Origin of the sequence: Mesorhizobium sp. B2-3-15 (genome assembly GCF_006442875.1) — a bacterium.
Taxonomy (GTDB): domain Bacteria; phylum Pseudomonadota; class Alphaproteobacteria; order Rhizobiales; family Rhizobiaceae; genus Mesorhizobium; species Mesorhizobium australicum.
This window is the reverse complement of sequence record NZ_VFVO01000005.1, coordinates 124,703-143,039: the sequence shown is the minus strand read 5'-3', so window position 1 is coordinate 143,039 and position 18,337 is coordinate 124,703. Positions and strand designations below refer to the sequence as shown.

Below are 18,337 nucleotides of genomic sequence, written 5' to 3'. Positions count from 1 at the left end.
AGAATGGGCATCACCTTTCGCAAGGAAACGTTCCGCGACGACTTCACCTTCAAGAACAGCCCCGAGCACATCAGGCGGTTTCCGTTCCCCTTCCACGAAGACAGCTACATGTACGCGGTCAATATCGAGCCGCATGTCCTCGGGCCGAAGGGCTCGGTGCTCGAAAACCTGATCGACGTCGACGAACACTATGTCGCCGAGATGCAGGACCGCGCCTTGGTGCTGGCCGAGGATCCGCTGCGCTGCCAGTCGCTGCCGCACATGACGCTCGCCGGCTGGGATCTGCTGGAACTTTTGATGGAGCAGCAGGCGCTGGGCTATCCCGAGCATTTCACGCTGACGCGCGACGGCGATCGCTGGCGCTGGATCAACCGGCCGCTCGGCATCGACGACACCTTCACCTTCGGCGACACCTCGACCTTGCCTTACGGGCCGATGGAATACATCACCCGTCAGAGCCAAGGCGATTTCTGCATCCTCGACCAGCGCGATGGCAATCTGTGGATGGACGCCGGCATGGTCACCACCCAGGCCGACTGGTCGCTCGATTTCGACATCGGCATGAATTTCTTCGAGTGGCACGCGCCTGTGCCGCTGGCGCATGAGAAGGGTATTTTCACGCGCGCGCTGAAGTTCCTCACCAACATCCAGCAGGGCAAGCCGGCACGGCGCCTGAACTGGACGATGACCATCAATCCGCGGCTGGACACCAGCCCGGAGAATTATCACAAATGGGGTCCGGACCGCGCGACGGTGACGTCGGAGAATGTCGGCGACAAGGTGCATCTGCGGGTCGAACTGCAGAGCTTCTGGCGGCTGCCGCGCTCCAATGGCATCGTCTTTCCGATCCGCTGCTACCTGATCAAGATGGACGAACTGGTGACGCAGCCGAAATGGGCACGGCGCCTGCACCGCGTCATCCGCGACCTACCCGAGGAACTCGCCAGCTACAAAGGCCTCACGCGCTTTCGCCCGACACTGGTCGAGTGGTTGTCGAAGCTGGACGATGGCAGCCCGACGAGCCCGGGGTTCGGGCCGGATTGAAAGCCCCCCTCATCCGGCCGCTTCGCGGCCACCTCCCCGAGGGGAGAAGAGATCGCCAACGCTGGCGTCGGGCTCCTCTGCCCTGGGGGCAATCCGGGTGAAGGGGCTGCGGCGGCCCGCCTACCCAGCACTGCCCTGCGGGTAGCAGATAATCGACAAATACCGCATCGGCAGTTTCGTCAGTTGCTCCGGTCCGTGCGGCGCGTCGGCGTCGAAGAACAGGCTGTCGCCAGGCTTCATCGGGTAGAGGTTGCTGCCATGCCGGTAAACGACCTCGCCCTCGAGCATGTAGAGAAACTCCATGCCTTCGTGCTGGAAGGTCGGGAACACGTCGGAATCCTCGGTCAGCGTGATCAGATAGGGCTCGACGACGACGCCGCTGGTGTTCGAACCGATATGGCCAAGCAGATTGTACTGGTGGCCGGCGCGCGTGCCGCGGCGCTCGACGTCGAGGCCCTGGCCGGCCTTGACGAAGACGGCGCTGCGTTCTTCCTCGAAGCGGCGGAAGAAGGCGGTGACGGGAACGCCGAGCGCCCGCGACAGTGCCTGCAAGGTGGTCAGCGACGGCGAGGTGATGCCGTTCTCGATCTTCGACAACATGCCCAGTGAAATATCGGTGGCGACCGCGAGATCCGCCACGGTGATGCCGAGCTTCTTGCGGAAGGCCCGCACCTCGCGGCCGATCGCGACCTCCAGCACTTTTTCGCGGGTATCGCGAATAGCGTGCGGGTTTTGTGTCAGTGGCGCGCGTATGGTCCTGCCGTCCGCCGACACTTTCGGCGACGGCTTTGCCTTTGCGCTCGCGGGAGCCTTGGAATCCGAATTAGCCTTTGCCATGCCGCCCCCAATCGTCAGGATTTATTTCACTCAAGGTGAACATGTCAGGTGCCGATACAGGAGCGCAACCGCAACGGCAAGCCATCTTATGTTGCGCGCGGCAGTGCGACCATCGCGACGCCCGCGGGTTTTCCGCCAGGAATCCACTGCGCGCAAACGCCGTTCCAGCAGATGTCTGTTGACAGCACCAAGAGGCCAATTACTGTCACTGGCAGTGAAATTTGTTTCGCTGGGGAAATCAAAAAAGGAGGCCCGGAATGAACACTCGCGTTGCCGTCATCGGAGCCGGACCGTCCGGTCTGGCCCAACTCAGGGCTTTCAAGTCGGCGGCCGACAAGGGCGCCGAGATTCCCGAGATCGTCTGCTTCGAAAAGCAGTCCGACTGGGGTGGCCTGTGGAACTACACCTGGCGTACCGGCCTCGACGAACATGGCGATCCCGTGCACGGCTCGATGTACCGCTATCTCTGGTCGAACGGGCCGAAGGAATGCCTGGAATTCGCCGACTACACATTCGAGGAGCATTTCGGCCGGCCGATCGGCTCCTACCCGCCACGTGCGGTGTTGTGGGACTACATCAAGGGCCGCGTCGAGAAGTCGGGCCTGCGCAAATGGGTGCGCTTCAACAGCCCGGTGCGTATGGTCACCTTCTCGGACGAGACGAAGAAATTCACCGTCACCGCGCATGACCGCACCAACGACGTGACCTATTCGGAAGAGTTCGACAATGTCGTCGTCGCCTCCGGGCATTTTTCTGTGCCCAACGTGCCCTATTTCGAGGGCTTCTCGACCTTCAACGGCCGCATCCTGCACAGCCACGATTTCCGGGACGCGATGGAGTTCAGGGGTAAGGACATCCTGATCATCGGCCGCTCCTATTCGGCCGAGGACATCGGTTCGCAGTGCTACAAATATGGCGCCAAGTCGATCACCTCCAGCTATCGTTCCAAACCGATGGGCTTCAAATGGCCCGAGAATTGGAAGGAAGTGCCGCTGCTGCAAAAGGTCGTCGGCAAGACGGCGCATTTCAAGGACGGCACGACCAAGGATGTCGACGCCATCATCCTGTGCACCGGCTATCTCCATTCCTTCCCGTTCCTGACTGACGATCTCAAGCTCAAGACCGCCAACCGCATGTGGCCGTTGGACCTCTACGAGGGCGTTGTCTGGGAGAAGAACCCGAAGCTGTCCTATATCGGCATGCAGGACCAGTTCTACACCTTCAACATGTTCGACGCGCAGGCCTGGTTCGCGCGCGACGTCATCATGGGCCGCATCAAGCTGCCGTCGGCCGAGGCGATGGCGGCGCATGGCGCCAAATGGCGCGCCCGCGAGGAGACGCTGGAGGACGCCGAGCAGATGATCTGGTTCCAGGGCGACTACACCAAGGAATTGATGGACCAGACCGACTATCCCGGCTTCGACGTCGAGGCGGTCAACCAGACCTTCATGGAGTGGGAGCACCACAAGGCCGAAGACATTATGAGCTTCCGCGATCATTCCTATCGCTCGCTGATGACCGGCACCATGGCGCCGCTGCATCACACGCCCTGGCTGCAGGCACTGGACGATTCCATGGAGAGCTATCTCGAGGTGAAAGGAGTGGCGGCCGAGTAGGCCGCCGCCGCTATCCAAGCCTTGCCCGCGCCTTGGCCGTCCAGGCATTGAACAGCCGGTCGGCGACGATGCCGATGAAGGCGATGGCGAGGCCGGCGACGATGCCGCGGCCGGAATCGGCTTTCGACAGCGCGATGAACACTTCCTGGCCGAGATCGCGCGTGCCGACCATGGCGCAGATGATTATCATCGCCAACGCCATCAGGATGGTCTGGTTGACGCCGAGCATGATCTCCGGAAGCGCCAACGGCAGTTGCACGCGGAAAAATGTCTGGCGCGGGGTGCAGCCCGACACTTTCGCTGCCTCGATCAGTGCCGGCGGCACCTGCCTTATGCCGTGATTGGTGTAACGGATCGCCGGCACCACGGCGAAGGCTATCGTTGCAATCATCGCCGTCACGTCGCCGACCCTGAACAGCATCACGACCGGGATGATGAAACAGAAGGACGGCAGCACCTGCAGGGTGTCGATGACGGGTGTGACGATCTTTTCGAAACGGTCGCTACGGGCAGCCATCAGGCCGATGGGAATGCCGATCAGGCAGGCGATGAAGGCGGAGATGCCGCAGAGATAGACCGTCGCCATGGTCTTTTCCCATAGGCCGGTGACCGCGCAGAAAGCGGTCAGCATTGCCACCAGGACGGCCAGCCGCGGGCCGGAAAGCTGGTAGCCGGCAAGGCCGAGCAGGAACACCGCGCCCAGCCAAGGGAAGCCCTCGCAGAAGGCGCGCAGCGGATTGAGCACATTGAGGATCAGCGCCACGCGGAAGGCTTCGATGAGATCGAAGAAGTTGATCGTCACCCAGTTCACCGCCGCTTTCCACAGTGGCGCGGTGGTGAAGGTGATCGCCTTGGGCACGGCCGCGAAGGCGGGTACGAACAGGCCGAGCAGAGTGGTGACGGCAAGGATGGCGACTGCGAGCGTCAGATTGGGATAGCGGCGCCAGAACCCCGGGCTCGCGGATCGGTGGACATTGCCCTTCGCCTGCTTGTGGGCAATGGCCTGGCTCAGCCGGTCGAGCGCGATGGCCAGCGCGACGATGGCAAGCCCGGCTTCCATCGCCTCGCCGACCTTGAGCGCGCGTAGCGCCAAAAGCACGTCGTAGCCTAGGCCGCCGGCGCCGATCATCGAAGCGATGATCACCATGTTGAGTGCCAGCATGATCACCTGGTTGACACCGACCATCAGCGTCGGCCGCGCCGACGGCAGCAGCACGCGCCACAATTTCTGCCGCGCCGTGCAGCCTGCCATCTCGCTGAAATCGTCGATCTCGGACGGCACCCGGGACAGGCCCAGCATCGTTGCCCGCACCATCGGCGGCGTGGCGAAGATGGCGGTGGCGATCATCGCCGAGACCGGGCTGTTGCCGAACAGCAGCAGCATCGGGATGAGATAGGCGAAGGTCGGGATCGTCTGCATCAGGTCAAGTGCTGGGGAGACCACAAGCCGCTCGGCCCACGGCCTGCGCCAGGCCCAGATGCCGGCGAATAGCCCGGTGAGAATGCAGAACGGCACCGCGATCGAGATCAGCGCCAGGGTCAGCATGGCACTGGTCCATTGGCCGAACAGCGCGATGTAGAGGAAACATCCGCCAACCAGCAGGCTGAGCTTCCTGCCTCCCGCCGCATGGCCGGCGAGGAAGGCGACGGCGCAGACGCCAACCCAGGACAAACGCGGCAGCACGAAAGCGTCGGCGCCATGGCCGAACTTGAAATTCTTGGCCAAGAGATTGAGCGCGAAGTCGAGCGGCAGGCCGAGCACCGCGGTGACCGAGCGCGTCAGCCAGGACAGGTTCGACTTGATCCAGCCCATCAGCGCGCTGACCCAGTCGGCGACGGGGACGACCCGCTCGACCGGGTAGTTGACGGCCCATGGCAGCCTGTCCTGCAGCAGGAACATCACCAGCACGGCGGCAAGCGCCAGCACCCAGATCACCAGCCACCGTTGGATCGGCGGCCTTGTCCGGCTGGCGTTTGCCGTTACCGTCATGCGCCGGCTCGCTCGATGCCGGCCAGAAGATCGATCACCGCTTGCGGCGTCACTTCGCCGATCGGGATGCCGGTGCCGTTGATCACGGCGAAGGGTTTGCCGGCGGCAACGATGCTGGCCGAAAAACTCGATATCTTGGCCTCGGGCGCCACCGTGCCGCCGTGCTCGGCGCCATCGCAGCTACGCATCAGGCTGCGCGCCGAGATCACCTTGGCGCGGTCGACGTCGCGGGTGAACTCGGCGACATAGTCGGTCGCCGGATTGACGACCAGTTCCTCCGGCGTGCCGATCTGGATGACTTGGCCGTCCTTCATGATAGCGATGCGGTCGGCCAGCCTGATGGCCTCGTCGAAATCATGGGTGATGAAGACAATGGTCTTGTGCAGCATGGTCTGCAGCCGCATCAGCTCGTCCTGCATCTCGCGGCGGATCAGCGGATCGAGCGCCGAGAACGGCTCGTCGAGAAACCAGATCTCCGGCTTGGTGGCGAGGCTGCGGGCGATGCCGACACGCTGCTGCTGGCCGCCCGACAGTTCGCGCGGATAGAAATGCTCGCGGCCGCGCAGACCCACGAGTTCGATGACTTCCCGGGCGCGCGCCTCGCGTCTCGTCCGATCCTGTCCCTGGATACTCAGAGGAAAGGCGATGTTGTCGAGCACGTTGAGATGCGGCAACAGCGCGAAATTCTGGAACACCATGCCCATGCGATGGCGCCTGAGCTCGATCAGGGCGGCATCGGAAATCTTGAGCAGGTCCTTGCCTTCGAATTCGACCTTGCCATGTGTCGGCTCGACCAGCCGCGACATGCAGCGCACCAGCGTCGACTTGCCGGAGCCGGACAGGCCCATGATGATGAAGATCTCGCCCTGGCGGATTTCGAGGTCGACGGCGCGCACCGCCCCGACAAGGCCTGCCGCCGAAACCTCCGCCATGCTGGCCTTGCCGTCACGCTCGCGGATGAAATTGGCGGCGTTCGAGCCGAACAGTTTCCAGACGTTGCGGCAAGCAAGTTTTATCGGCCGGGCATCCGTCGCGTCGGATGCCTGTTCAATCGCTTCCGTCATTCAGTCGCCCTTCTGGAACATCAGGAATTGAGGCCCGGCCGGTCAACAGCCGGGCCTCCCTTTCCAGTCGGAGGTCACTGCGCCCAGGCCTTCCAGTCTGCCTCGTGAGCGGCGATCCAGGCGGCGGCGACGTCTTCCGGCGTCTTGCCGTCAAGATCGATCTCGCCGCTCATCTTGTTCAACTCGTCGGTGTCGATCGTGTAGGCCTTGGCCACCTTGTAGGCGACCGGCCATTTGTCTTTCATGCCGTTCCAGGAGTACTTCCAGATCTCGCCATGCGGTTTGCCGCAGTCGTATTTGGCGTCCGGGTTCACGCCCCATTTCGGGTCGGTGTAGCATTCGGGTGTGTATTCGGGGAATTGCACCCATTCGCCCTTGTATTTTGCAGGCGCCCAATGCGGCGAATAGATCCACAGCATGATCGGCGCCTTGCGCTGATAGGCGGAGTCCAACTCGGCGAACATCGCGGCATCAGTGCCGGCATGGATCACGGTGAAGGGCAGCTTCAGCGCCGCGACACGCTCGTCGTCAAAGCCTTCCCAGGTCACCGGGCCGCCGAGATAGCGCCCCTTTGGCGCCGTCTCGGCGGTCGAGAACGATGCCGCGCAAGTGGCGTCGAGCAGAGCGTGCCAGTCCGGCAAGGTCGGACATTTCTCCTTCATGTATTCGGGAAACCACCACTCCTCCTTGGCCTTCGGGCCGAGCTTGCCGAGCCTTTCGGTCTGGCCCGTGGCGTCGGAGGCCTTCATCGCTTCGCCTGCCGTCGTATCCCAGAATTCCAGGCCGACATCGATATCGCCATTGGTGAGGCCGGTTGTCAGGCTGGAGAGATAGTCGGCGGTCGGGTATTCGACGGTATAGCCGAGCTTTTCCAGGATGCCGCCGAGGATCTTGGCGTTGAGATTGACGCTGGTCCAGTCGAACAGCGCGATCTTGATCGGGTCGTTGGATTCCGGCGCCGCTGCCTGCGCTGTCGGCGTCAGGACACTTGCCGCGGCAAGTCCAAAAGCTCCCATTGAGAATTTCGATATCACACTGCGAAATGGCATTGCTTGGTTCTCCTTCAAGCTGTGACGGTTATTGGTCGTTCCCTTGTCGCGTCTTTTCTTGATTGTGTTGGAAAGGCAGGCGGTTGTGCAAGACCGTTCTCGCCATGTCGGGGCCAAAGCCGGCACAGGCGCGATGAGGCTCGGTTTCGGTGATGACGGACGCTGCCGAGACAGCCAGTCTCATGGCCGATCGATCGCCGCGATGGCGATCGTCGGCGGATCAATTGTCAGTCCTGCGGCGCCCTGCAAGATGCGAGCCATCAAGGTCCCATGATCCCGAGCATTTCCAGCGGAATTGCTCTCGGCTATCGCCTGGCAAGCCCCTTCTCGCCAGCGCGGTTTCACAGGATGAAAATATATATACCAACGTTCATGCCGCGCAACGACTAACGCCGCGAAGAAGCAGAATTCCAGACCGCAGGCGAAGCCGGCCGACGACGGCGGGACATGGTTCGCATGGCCTGTTTACCAGCACACGTAGCCGCCATCGACGATCAGGTCGAGGCCGGTGACGAAGCTCGACGCGCGGCTGGCCAGGAAAACCGTCGGCCCGACCATTTCCTCCGGCGCCGCCATGCGTCCCATCGGCGTGTCGCGTTTGAAGATCTTCACCTCTTCGGCCACCTCCGGCCGTTTGTTCATCGGCGTCAGCGTGTAGCCCGGGCTGACGACGTTGACGCGCAGGCCGCGGTCGGCCCACTCCATGGCCAGGCTCTTCGACATGTGGATGACGGCGGCCTTCGAGGAATTGTAATGCGCCTGCGTCAGTCCGCGATTGACGATGGTGCCCGACATCGAGGCGATGTTGATAATCGAGCCCTTGCCCCGCGCCAGCATCTTGCGCGCTTCTGCCTGGCAGGACAGGAACACGCCGGCGACATTGACCTCGTGCACCTTCCGCCATGTTTCCAGCGCCAGTGTCTCCGCCGGTTCGGAGCCGGCAATGCCGGCATTGTTGACGGCGACCGCCAACGGACCGAGTTCGGCTTCGACGCGATCGATGGCCCTGGCCAGGTCGCTCTCCGACGTCACCGTGCCCGTCAGCACCAGCGCCCTGCGGCCGAGTGCCGTGACCCGGTGAGCGGTTTCGTCCAGCCCGCCCTTCGACGCATGGCCAAAACAAGCGACATCGGCGCCTGCCTCGGCCAGTCCGATCGCGATTGCCTGGCCAATGCCGCTGCCAGCGCCGGTGACCAGCGCAACGTCGCCGTCCAGTTTGAAAAGATCCATCTATAGCCCTCCTGCTCAAGGAGGGTATGCGCTGACCTATATCTCGATCAAGCCTTCAGCGGGCTGCGGCATGCCTAGAAATATCCGTCGGACGCGGCCGTGGCTTCCTTTGAGATCTCGACGCCATCGACCAGGATCTTGTCGACCAGTTCGTGGTGGAAGCAGACCAGTCCTTTGATGCGTTCTGCCTCGTGCACCGGCTCCGGATAGTACCAGACCATGTTCTCGTGCCGTTTCTTGGGCGTGGTCACGTGATAATAATTGGAAATGCCCTTATAGGGGCAGCGTGAGATGTAACGGCTGGGCGCGAGCATATCGAGGCGCGTGTCGGAGATCGGCAGATAGTGGCGCACAGGGTGGCCGGTTTCGAACAGGAACACGCCGCGCCGTGAATCGGCGACCTGCTCGCCATCGAGGATGACCTGGACGCGCCGCGACGACGGCAGGCAGTCGACGCGACGGAACGGGTCGCGGGCGTGCACGAAGATCTCCTCGTCTTCCTCGAACCAGTGGCCCATCTTGCTCCACACGAACGACATGTAGCCCGCGATCGGCGGACAACCCTTGACCGGATCGAGATAGCGCCATGCACCATCTTCGACCAAGGTGATGCCTGTATTGAGCGAGTAGTGCGTGGCGACGCCCTTGTACGGATCTTCCGTCGTCGTCTTTGAGGGCAGCAGGAATTCCTCGCGCACGTCCTCGATCGGGAAATAGTAGACCGGCAGATGGTCGGATTCGTACAAAACCAATGCCCTGGTGGTGTCGGCAACGGTCATCGAGCCGACCTGGACCCGCAGCCGCTTCAGCGACGGCATGGTGAAGGCGACATAGCCGGGCTCGAACTCGTACTGCTCGATGGTGTCGAGCACGGGGAAATGCGGTCCGCGACCGCGCAGATGAGGCTTGCGAATGGTAGTCTCCTGTTTCTGTCTGTCGTCGGCGCGTGGTTAGGACGATATGAGGCTGGGCCGACGGCCGGCGAGGGCTTCCGTACGGTGGGCGTTTGCCGGTGTCGAACCGTTGGAGCGATGGCCCCCCATCGTTCGTCGCGGGCCTGTTGCCGGATAGCCTCACCGCCCGAAACACGGAGCCGCCCAATATTGCTTCTGCCTGCCGAGCATGATCTTGGCAGCATCTACCCCAGCGACACCCGATCGAGCAGCAGCCCGGCGGCGATCGGCGGCAAGCCGCTGACATTCTTGCGCACCGGCACCAGGAGATCGGGGAAGTAGCTGAAGATGATGGGTGTCTCGTCGAGCAGCAGTTTCTGGATGTCGGAGGCTGCCGCGCGCTGCGCGCCGATATCGAGCGCCTTGAGATAGCTCGTGACCATGCCGTCATAGGCAGGGCTCTTGAAATGCGCCGCGTTCCAGGGGCCGTCGCTGACCAGCGGGCTCTTGAGGAACACATTCGGCACGCTGCGATGAGCGTAGTCGGTGATGCCGAGCGGGCTGTCCAGCCAGTCCGATTGGCCGAATACGGCCTTGCCGTAATATTTGTCCTGGTCTTCTATGTTGAGCGAGATGCGGGCGCCGATCTCCTTGGCGAAATTCTGGAACAGCTGCGCGTAGCCGGGAATATCGGAGTAGCGCAACGTCGTCAGTGTGATGTCGAAACCATCGGCAAGCCCCGCCGCCTCCATGAGTTGCTTGGCCTTGGCGATATCCTGCGTGCGTTGCGGCACCGACTTGTCGGTGGCCGGGAAGGCCGGCGCGAACGGGCTGTCATTGCCGGTCGCGGCCATGCCGCGGCACAGTCCGTCGACCAGCTTGGACCGATCGATGCTAAGCGCCAGCGCCTGGCGCACGCGCTTGTCGGTGAAGGGCGCCATGTCGCAGCGCATGTGCAACTGGCGATGCGCGGTCGAGGCGACGCGCAGCACCGTGATGTCGGGGCTGTTCAGCACCACCTGGCTGACATCGAGCGGAACCGCGTCGAGAATGTCGACCTCGCCGGCCTGCAGCGCCAGGATGCGCGGCTGCACGTCGCCGTAGAACTTGAATTCGAGCCGGTCGGGCAATGCCTTCTCGCCCCAATAGTCGGGATTGCGCACGAAGGTCGCGCCGACCTTCGGCGTATAGGTCTCCATCCGGAACGGCCCGGTACCCTCAAAAGTCTTTTCGTAATCGCCTTTGTAGCTCGCCGGCAGGATGACGGCGTTGTAATTGTCGATCGACACCGAATAGGGAAAGCTGCCGTTCGGCGCATCGAGATGGAAGGCGACGGTGTGATCGTCGACCTTCCGGGTTCCACCCTTCGACAACAGGCCCTTGAACACCGACAGCGCGTTGGAGGCGCCGTTGGGATCGGCCAGCCGGTCGAACGTTGCGACGACGTCGTCGGCTTTGAATTCCTCACCATGGTGGAATTTTACGCCCTTGCGCAGCTTGAAGGTCCAGACGCTGCCGTCCGCATTGGGCGACCAGCTTTCCGCCAGAACCGGCTTCAAGGTCAGATCCGGCTGGGTGATGCAAAGGAATTCGGCGGTCTGGAAAACCAGCTGATAGCTGCCACTGTCATAGAAGGTGACGGGATCGATGGCACCGCCGGGCGTGGCCACGCCGGCGCGCACCGTGCCGCCCGGCTTGCCCTCGGCGCGGGCCTTCCGCGTGCCGAAACCGGCCGCTCCCAAAATGCCGCCAAGCAACGGCAGCGACAGGCCAAGCATGCTGCCGTGGCGGAGAAAATCACGCCGGTCGAGCCTGCCTGCCAGCAACTCGTCGACAGCGGAATTTTCGATTTCCGTGAGGCTTTTGCGGGCGGCGTCGATCGTCATGAAATGCCTTGGCATGGCTGCATTCCTCGTTGCCCTCGGGAGAGTGGCCATTTAGGTCATTGTTGACCGCGACCGGAAAGCGATATTTTTTGATGGGGCCCATCGAAATTTTCGATGCTGGAGTGACGGCATGGATACCGAAAACCTGCGCAGCTTCCTGGAGGTCGCCGAGCATGGCAGTTTCACGGTCGCTGCCAGCCGGCTCAATCTCGCGCAGTCAACCGTCAGCGCCCGGATAAGGGGGCTGGAGGAGCAGTTGGGGCGCCGGCTTTTCGTAAGGGATCGCGACGGCGTCACGCTAACGCCGGCTGGCCGGCAGTTCCTCCCGCACGCCTCCTCCATCACCCGTACTTGGGAGCAATCGCGGCAGGACATCGCTGTTCCCGACGGTTACGAGTCGCTGTTGCGCTTCACCGCGCCAGCCTATCTCTGGGATCGCGTCACCTCGCCATGGATCGTGTGGATGCGGGCCCAGCGGCCGAACGTGGCGCTGCGGCTCGAAGGAAGCTTTCCCGACCTGGCGATCGACCAATTGGCCGAAGGGCTGCTCGACATCTGCATTCTCTATCTGCCGCGGCCGCATCCCGGCATCGTCTACGAGACGCTGGCCGTCGATCAGGTCGTGCTTGTCCAGCATTCCGCACAGGCAGGACCGTGGACGCAAAACTACATCCTGATGGATTGGGGGCTCGAATTCCGCATCGAGCACGACCGTGCCTTCGCCGGCATGGTGCAGCCGGCAATCTCGGCCGGGCTGGTCTTCATCGGCCTGCAGCACGTGTTGTCGCAAAAAGCCGCGGCCTATCTGCCGCTCAGTGCCGTCAGTGGCTACATCGAACGTGGCGAAATGAGGCGCGTCAACGACACACCGGTGTTTCAGCGGCCGATCTATCTCGCCTATCCCAGCAATCCCGCATCGTCGGATGTGCTCGACGTCGCGTTGACCGGATTGCGGACGCTGGCAAGGGACTGGACCGGTGATCGGGGCTTTGCCGAGGGGGACCGCTCCTTCAGCATGACCGGCCAGGCGTGATCGATGCGGGCCGCTTACGCCGGCAGGGCTGCGACCGCCGCCGGTTTCTGCAGCCGCCTCAACTCGGCATAGGGAATGTGGCAACGGATCGAATGCCCCGGCTCGGCCTCGGCGAGCGGCGGCTCCTGCTGTTCGCAGATCGGCCCGATCTTGCGTGGGCAGCGCGTGTGGAAGACGCAGCCCGATGGCGGGTTGGTGGCGCTGGGGATTTCGCCATCGAGCCGGATGCGTGCCGTCTCGGTCTGACCGAGCTTGGGCACGGCCGATAGCAGCGCCTCGGTGTAGGGGTGATGCGGTCCGGAAAAAACGTCCTCCGATGGGCCGATCTCCATGATGCGGCCGAGATAGAGCACGGCGATCTTGTCGGAGAGATAACGCACCACGCCAAGGTCATGCGAAATAAAGATGTAGCTGACGTCTTCCTTGGCCTGCAGGTCGGCGAGCAGGTTGAGGATCGCCGCCTGGACGGAAACGTCGAGCGCCGAGGTCGGCTCGTCGCAGACGACGATGCGCGGGTCGCCGGCGAAGGCGCGCGCTATGGCAACGCGCTGTTTCAGCCCTCCCGACAGCTGGCGCGGCTTGACGGCCAGATGCCGTTCAGTCAGCCGCACCGAGCGGAAGAGGTCGTCGAGGCGCGCCTCCAGCGCCTTGCCGCTCAAGCCCGCCAGCCGCTTCAGTGCGCGGCCGATCAGATGCCTTATCGAGTGCGAGCGGTTGAGGGCGGAGTCCGGATTCTGGAAGACGATCTGCATCGCCTTGACCTGGTCGTCGCTGCGGTCCCCCAGCCGCGGCGCCAGCGCCTTGCCCTCCAGTTCGATGCTGCCGCCGTCATCGGGCGGCACCAGGCCGAGCAGCAGCCTGGCGAAAGTGGTCTTGCCGCTGCCGGATTCGCCGACCAGCCCGAGCGTTTCGCCCGGCCTGAGATCGAGCGAGACATCCTTGACCGCGCGCAGCGCATGGCCATGGCTGGCGTAGGTCTTGTTCAACCCAGCGACGCGCAGCACCGGTGCTGCCGCCGGCCTGGGTGGCGGCACCACATCGCTGGGCGTTGCGCGTGGCAGGGCCTGCGCCTGGTCGTGGTAGTGGCAGCGCGACAGCCGCCTCCCGCGCTCGTCGGTCAGATCATAGAGCGGCGGCAATTCGGTGCGGCAGCGGTCGGTGGCCAGCGCGCAGCGGTCGGCGAAGGCGCAGCCCTTGATGTCAGCGCCGATGCCGGGCAGGAAGCCCGGGATGGTGTCGAGCCGGCCCTGGTCCTTGCGCTGGCCGCCGCGCGGCAGGCAGCGCAGCAGCGCCACCGTGTAAGGGTGGCGCGGATCGTTGAAGACGACATCGGTCGGTCCTTCCTCGACCAGCATGCCGGCATAGAGCACGCCGACCCGGTCGCACATGTTGGAGACGACGGCGAGGTTGTGGCTGATGAACAGGATCGAGGCCGACAGTTCCTGCCTGAGCTGCGCGATGAGGTCGAGCACCTCGGCCTCGACCGTCGCGTCGAGGCCGGTAGTCGGCTCGTCGAGGATCAGCATCGAGGGATCGTTGGCCAGCGCCATGGCGATCGCCACGCGCTGCTGCATGCCGCCCGACAGCTGGTGCGGATAGCGCTGCATGACGCTTGGCGGATCGGAGATGCGCACGCGGTTCAGCATGGCGATGGCGCGATCGGTGGCAGCTTGGCCCGTGATGCCGCCAAGCTCGAAAATTTCGGTCAATTGCCGGCCGATGCGGATCGACGGGTTCAGCGCCTTTCCCGGGTCCTGATAGACCATGGAGACGCTTTCGGCGCGCGCGCGCCGAAGCGCCTCCGCGTCGAGCTTCATCACGTCCTGGCCGTCGAGTGAGATGGCGCCACCCGATATCGAGCCGTTGCGCGGAAGGTAGCGCACCACCGTGAGGGCTACCGTCGACTTACCGCAGCCGGATTCGCCGACCAGCCCATAGGCCTCGCCCTGGCCGATGGTGAGGCTGAGATCGCGCAGCACCGCGCGATTGCGGCCGGCGACCCGGTAGGCGACCGACAGGTTCTTGATATCGAGCGCGTCCTTTGCCTTCCTGGTCGATATATTGGCGGGTTCAGTCATTGAAGGCCCCATGCACGCCGTCGGCGGCCAGGTTGACGCCGATCACCAGCGAGGCGATGGCGAGCGCGTCGAACAGCACCGTCCACCAGAAGCCGCCGCCGATCATGCCGTAATTGCTGGAAATGGAGAGCCCCCAGTCGGGTGACGGCGGCTGGATGCCAAAGCCCATGAAGGAGAGGGTAGCGACCGCAAAGATGGCGTAGCCCAACCGCACCGTGGTCTCGACCAGGATCGGCGGGATGACGTTGGGCAGGATCTCGACGAACATCGTATGCAGCGCGCTCTCATGCCTGAGCTGTGCGGCGGCGACATAGTCGAGCTCGCGCTCGGCCAGCACCGCCGAACGCACGGTACGTGCGATGATCGGCGCGAAGCTCAGGCCGATGACGATGATGACGGTGGTCTTGGATGTGCCCAGCGCGACGATGGCAAGCAGCGCCACGATCACCACGGGGATCGCCATGAAGGCTTCAAGGATGCGGCTGACGACATCGTCGACGAGGCCGCGGAAATAGCCGGTGAGCAGGCCGAGCGCGGTGCCGGCGACCGTCGCCAGCAAGGTCGCCAGGGGCGCGACGGTGAGGATATCGCGCGAACCGACGATGACGCGCGAGAACACGTCGCGGCCGATCTGGTCGGTGCCGAACCAGTGTTCGCGCGAAGGCGGCGCCAGCGCGTTGATGATGTCGTCGGCGAGCGGATCGTAGGGGACAAAATGTTCGCCAAACAGCGCGCAGGCAACCCAGAACAGCACGATGGCGATGCCGACCAGGAACGTTCGCGAGCGCAGCAGGGAGAAGAAGACTTCGGCCACCGCGCCGCGGCGCCGCATGTCGTCCTGTGCGGGGGCGGGGGTCTGGACGGCGCTCATTGGTCTGACCCCAGGCGGATGCGCGGATTGAGCACGGAGTAGAGGAAGTCGGCGATCAATGTGGCCACCGCATAGACGATGCCGATGGTGAGGATGCCGGATTCCAGCATCGGAAAATCCTTGCCGCGCGCGGCGGTGAAGATCAGCGAGCCGATGCCCTGGTAGCGGAACAGCGTCTCGATCACGACAAGGCCGCCGATGAGATAGCCGGTCTGGGTCGCGATGACGGTGATGGTCGGCAGCAGCGCATTGCGCAGCACATGGCGCCAGATCACCGTGCGCCAGGGCAGGCCCTTGAGCACGGCGGTTCGCGTATAGTCGGAATCGAGCGCCTCGATCATGCCGGAACGCGCCATGCGCGCGATATAGCCGAACAGCACCAGGAACAGCGGCAGCGACGGGAGGATCAGGTAATAGAGCTGGGTGAAGAAGCCGGCATCCCTGGGCCACGCGGCCGAGATCGGCAGCCAGCGCAGCCACACGCCGAAGATCAGGATCAGGATGATGCCGGTGACGAATTCCGGCAGCACCGTCACCGACAGGCCGCCGAGGCTGATCATGCGGTCGAGCGGGCGGTTGAGGTTGAGTGCGGCAATGACGCCGCCGAGGATGCCGATCGGCACCACCAGCACGAAGGCGACCCCCGCCAGCTTCATCGAATTGCCAAGCGCACCGATGACGAAGGGCGCCACCGGCGAACGGAAAATGTAGGACGTGCCCATGTCGCCCTGGACGAAGTTCGAGATCCAGCTCCAGTACTGGGTGAGCAGCGGGCGATCGACGCCGAGCGTGTGATTGAGCGCGTCGACCGCGCGTTGGTCGGCGAACGGGCCGAGGATCGCGCGCCCGACATTGCCAGGCAGGACCTGGCCGCCCAGGAACACCATGATGCTGAGCAGGAACAGCGTCACCAGCGACAGGGACACACGCCGCGCAAAAAAGGAGAGAATGGCTAAGACTCCTTGAAAAGCCAGCCCCCCGGGGGAGCTGGCTGTTAGAGGACTGGCTTTCCCTTTTCGCTTACGCCTTCGATGCCTTTTCGAGGAACAGCTGCGACATGGCTGTCGGTTGCACGCCGGCCACGCCCTTTGCCGTCGCCGTCAGGTAGTCATAGAAATAGCCGAAGATGACAGGCGTTTCCTCGAGCAGAAGCTTCTGGATCTTGCCGGCGTCGGCCTTCTGCGCCTCGAGGTCGAGCGCCGCGATATAGCTGGTCGCCAGCGCGTCGTAGTCCTTGTTCTTGAAGTGCGCGGCATTCCAGGTGCCGTCGCTCTTCAGGGGAGCGGCAAGGTAGACGTTCGGCACGCCGCGGTGGCCGTAATCGGTGATGCCCATCGCCGAATCCAGCCAGTTCGACTTGCCGAACACGGCATCGCCGTAATAGGCGCCCTGGTCGAGGACGTTCAGTTCGAGCTCGATACCGATCTCCTTGACCCAGTTCTGGATGAGCTGGGCGTACTCGGGGATTTCGAGGTAGCGCTCGGTGGTCAGCGTCATCTTGAAACCCGGGCCGACGCCGGCGGCTTCCATCAGCTGCTTGGCCTGCCCGATATCCTGCTTGCGCTGTGGCACGCTGACGTCGGTCGACGGGTAGACCGAGGCGAACGGGCTGTCATTGCCCAAGGCCGAGCGTCCCTTCATCAGGCCGGCGGCGAGCTTTTCTCGGTCGAGGCAGAGGGCGATGGCGCGGCGCACGCGGGCATCCTTCGTTGGGCCTTCGTCGCAGTGCATGTGCAGTTGCTGATGCGCCGACGACTTCAGGCTGATGATGTCGAAGCCCGGATCGTTGAGCAGGGCAACGCCGGCGAGAACCGGCATCTGGTTGATGATGTCGATCTGTCCGCCCTGCAGTGCCAGGATTTGCGGCTGCATGTCAGCGAAGAAGGTGAACTCGGTGCGCTCCGGCAGCGCCTTTTCGCCCCAGTAGTCCTCGTTGCGGACGAAGGAGGCGCCCACCTTCGGCGTGTATTTTTCGATCTTGAACGGGCCGGTTCCGTCAAAGCTTTTCTCGTAGTCGCCCTTGTAGCTCGCCGGGATGATGACGGCGTTGTAATTGTCGGACGACACCATGTAGGGGAAGTTGCCGTTCGCGGCGTCGAGGTGGAATTCCACCGTGTAGTCGTCGACTTTCTTGGTGGCGCCCTTCTGCAGGATGCCGGTGAACACAGACAGCGCGTTGGACGAGTTTGCCGGGTCCGCAAGGCGGTCGATGCTGGCCACCACGTCATCGGCCTTCATCTCGCCGCCTGAGTGGAATTTGACGCCCTTGCGCAGCTTGAAGGTCCACACCGTGCCTTTGTCGTTCGGCTTCCAGCTTTCGGCCAGTGCCGGCTTCAGCACCAGGTCCGGGCCGTCGACGCAGAGGAATTCCGCAACCTGCTGCATGACCACCAGGCCGCCGGCGTCGGCGATGGTGACCGGATCGATGGCTGCCGCCGGCACGCTGCTGCCGACGCGGATGGTGGCGCCGGGTGCGCCCTGGGCGCGGGCCAGCGATGGCATGCCGCCAAGGCCGGCAGCCGTGGTGATGCCTCCAAGCAGCGGCAGCGACAGGCCAAGCAGGCTGCCATGGCGGATGAAGTCGCGGCGGCTGACACGGCCGTCGACGAGGCCGTCGATCAGGTGATTTTCGAGCGGCGAGCGATTGCGCCGGATCAGGTCGAGAATGCGGTAGTTCTTGATCATGGGTTTTAACCCTTCCCCTGTTTCTTATGGTTTGATGAATGCGTTTTTCAGTTGACGAAGT

General features: G+C 63.4%; 14 protein-coding genes. 3 read left to right on the top strand and 11 right to left on the bottom strand.

The window, feature by feature from the left end; genetic code table 11:
* Positions 1-3: 3 nt before the first annotated feature.
* Complete coding sequence (locus tag FJ954_RS12350) at positions 4-1,044, top strand: DUF3445 domain-containing protein (RefSeq protein WP_140661468.1); 1,041 nt, start codon at positions 4-6, stop codon at positions 1,042-1,044.
* A gap of 120 nt (positions 1,045-1,164) precedes the next feature.
* Here the strand turns inward: FJ954_RS12350 and FJ954_RS12345 are convergent, their stop codons facing one another.
* The gene (locus tag FJ954_RS12345; RefSeq protein WP_015318901.1) at positions 1,165-1,881 is read right to left on the bottom strand and encodes an XRE family transcriptional regulator; all 717 of its coding nucleotides are present in this window, start codon (positions 1,879-1,881) and stop codon (positions 1,165-1,167) included.
* Between the two features lie 257 nt (positions 1,882-2,138).
* On the opposite strand from FJ954_RS12345, the gene FJ954_RS12340 reads away from it, so the two are divergent.
* Positions 2,139-3,497 (top strand): NAD(P)/FAD-dependent oxidoreductase, encoded by a 1,359-nt coding sequence (locus tag FJ954_RS12340; RefSeq protein ID WP_140661467.1) that lies wholly within the window; start codon positions 2,139-2,141, stop codon positions 3,495-3,497.
* A gap of 10 nt (positions 3,498-3,507) precedes the next feature.
* On the opposite strand, the gene FJ954_RS12335 is transcribed toward FJ954_RS12340, so the two are convergent.
* The 6 genes from FJ954_RS12335 to FJ954_RS12310 form a co-directional block, all read right to left on the bottom strand.
* Complete coding sequence (locus FJ954_RS12335) at positions 3,508-5,487, bottom strand: ABC transporter permease subunit (RefSeq protein WP_140661466.1); 1,980 nt, start codon at positions 5,485-5,487, stop codon at positions 3,508-3,510.
* A complete protein-coding gene (locus FJ954_RS12330; RefSeq protein WP_015318898.1) occupies positions 5,484-6,551 on the bottom strand; it encodes a glycine betaine/L-proline ABC transporter ATP-binding protein in 1,068 nt (355 codons plus the stop codon). The genes FJ954_RS12335 and FJ954_RS12330 overlap by 4 nt, the downstream gene beginning before the upstream one ends.
* Positions 6,552-6,625: 74 nt before the next feature.
* Positions 6,626-7,600 (bottom strand): ABC transporter substrate-binding protein, encoded by a 975-nt coding sequence (locus tag FJ954_RS12325; protein ID WP_140661465.1) that lies wholly within the window; start codon positions 7,598-7,600, stop codon positions 6,626-6,628.
* 465 nt (positions 7,601-8,065) lie between these two features.
* Positions 8,066-8,830: an SDR family oxidoreductase gene (locus FJ954_RS12320; protein ID WP_140661464.1), complete on the bottom strand. Its 765-nt coding sequence runs from the start codon at positions 8,828-8,830 to the stop codon at positions 8,066-8,068.
* Positions 8,831-8,904: 74 nt separating this feature from the next.
* A complete protein-coding gene (locus FJ954_RS12315; protein WP_181177804.1) occupies positions 8,905-9,702 on the bottom strand; it encodes a DUF427 domain-containing protein in 798 nt (265 codons plus the stop codon).
* Positions 9,703-9,968: 266 nt separating this feature from the next.
* Positions 9,969-11,624 (bottom strand): ABC transporter substrate-binding protein, encoded by a 1,656-nt coding sequence (locus FJ954_RS12310; RefSeq protein ID WP_140661462.1) that lies wholly within the window; start codon positions 11,622-11,624, stop codon positions 9,969-9,971.
* A 115-nt stretch (positions 11,625-11,739) separates the two neighbouring features.
* Here FJ954_RS12310 and FJ954_RS12305 point away from each other — a divergent pair, with 115 nt between their 5' ends.
* Positions 11,740-12,642, top strand: coding sequence for a LysR family transcriptional regulator (locus FJ954_RS12305; protein WP_140661461.1), 903 nt, complete (start codon positions 11,740-11,742; stop codon positions 12,640-12,642).
* Positions 12,643-12,656: 14 nt separating this feature from the next.
* On the opposite strand, the gene FJ954_RS12300 is transcribed toward FJ954_RS12305, so the two are convergent.
* From FJ954_RS12300 to FJ954_RS12285, 4 genes are all read right to left on the bottom strand, one after another.
* The gene (locus FJ954_RS12300; RefSeq protein ID WP_140661460.1) at positions 12,657-14,720 is read right to left on the bottom strand and encodes an ABC transporter ATP-binding protein; all 2,064 of its coding nucleotides are present in this window, start codon (positions 14,718-14,720) and stop codon (positions 12,657-12,659) included.
* Entirely contained in the window at positions 14,713-15,591 is an 879-nt protein-coding gene (locus tag FJ954_RS12295) for an ABC transporter permease (protein ID WP_140661459.1), read from the bottom strand. The genes FJ954_RS12300 and FJ954_RS12295 overlap by 8 nt, the downstream gene beginning before the upstream one ends.
* The gene (locus FJ954_RS12290; protein ID WP_140661458.1) at positions 15,588-16,541 is read right to left on the bottom strand and encodes an ABC transporter permease; all 954 of its coding nucleotides are present in this window, start codon (positions 16,539-16,541) and stop codon (positions 15,588-15,590) included. The genes FJ954_RS12295 and FJ954_RS12290 overlap by 4 nt, the downstream gene beginning before the upstream one ends.
* Positions 16,542-16,611: 70 nt before the next feature.
* Entirely contained in the window at positions 16,612-18,276 is a 1,665-nt protein-coding gene (locus tag FJ954_RS12285) for an ABC transporter substrate-binding protein (protein WP_140617354.1), read from the bottom strand.
* Positions 18,277-18,337: the final 61 nt, after the last annotated feature.

Bases quoted from the DNA above. Each gene is read 5' to 3' on its own strand.
- FJ954_RS12345 (WP_015318901.1), bottom strand. From the start codon at position 1,881: ATGGCAAAGGCTAATTCGGATTCCAAGGCTCCCGCGAGCGCAAAGGCA.
- FJ954_RS12350 (WP_140661468.1), top strand. From the start codon at position 4: ATGGGCATCACCTTTCGCAAGGAAACGTTCCGCGACGACTTCACCTTC.
- FJ954_RS12310 (WP_140661462.1), bottom strand. From the start codon at position 11,624: ATGCCAAGGCATTTCATGACGATCGACGCCGCCCGCAAAAGCCTCACG.
- FJ954_RS12325 (WP_140661465.1), bottom strand. From the start codon at position 7,600: ATGCCATTTCGCAGTGTGATATCGAAATTCTCAATGGGAGCTTTTGGA.
- FJ954_RS12295 (WP_140661459.1), bottom strand. From the start codon at position 15,591: ATGAGCGCCGTCCAGACCCCCGCCCCCGCACAGGACGACATGCGGCGC.
- FJ954_RS12335 (WP_140661466.1), bottom strand. From the start codon at position 5,487: ATGACGGTAACGGCAAACGCCAGCCGGACAAGGCCGCCGATCCAACGG.
- FJ954_RS12340 (WP_140661467.1), top strand. From the start codon at position 2,139: ATGAACACTCGCGTTGCCGTCATCGGAGCCGGACCGTCCGGTCTGGCC.
- FJ954_RS12320 (WP_140661464.1), bottom strand. From the start codon at position 8,830: ATGGATCTTTTCAAACTGGACGGCGACGTTGCGCTGGTCACCGGCGCT.
- FJ954_RS12305 (WP_140661461.1), top strand. From the start codon at position 11,740: ATGGATACCGAAAACCTGCGCAGCTTCCTGGAGGTCGCCGAGCATGGC.
- FJ954_RS12330 (WP_015318898.1), bottom strand. From the start codon at position 6,551: ATGACGGAAGCGATTGAACAGGCATCCGACGCGACGGATGCCCGGCCG.
- FJ954_RS12300 (WP_140661460.1), bottom strand. From the start codon at position 14,720: ATGACTGAACCCGCCAATATATCGACCAGGAAGGCAAAGGACGCGCTC.
- FJ954_RS12285 (WP_140617354.1), bottom strand. From the start codon at position 18,276: ATGATCAAGAACTACCGCATTCTCGACCTGATCCGGCGCAATCGCTCG.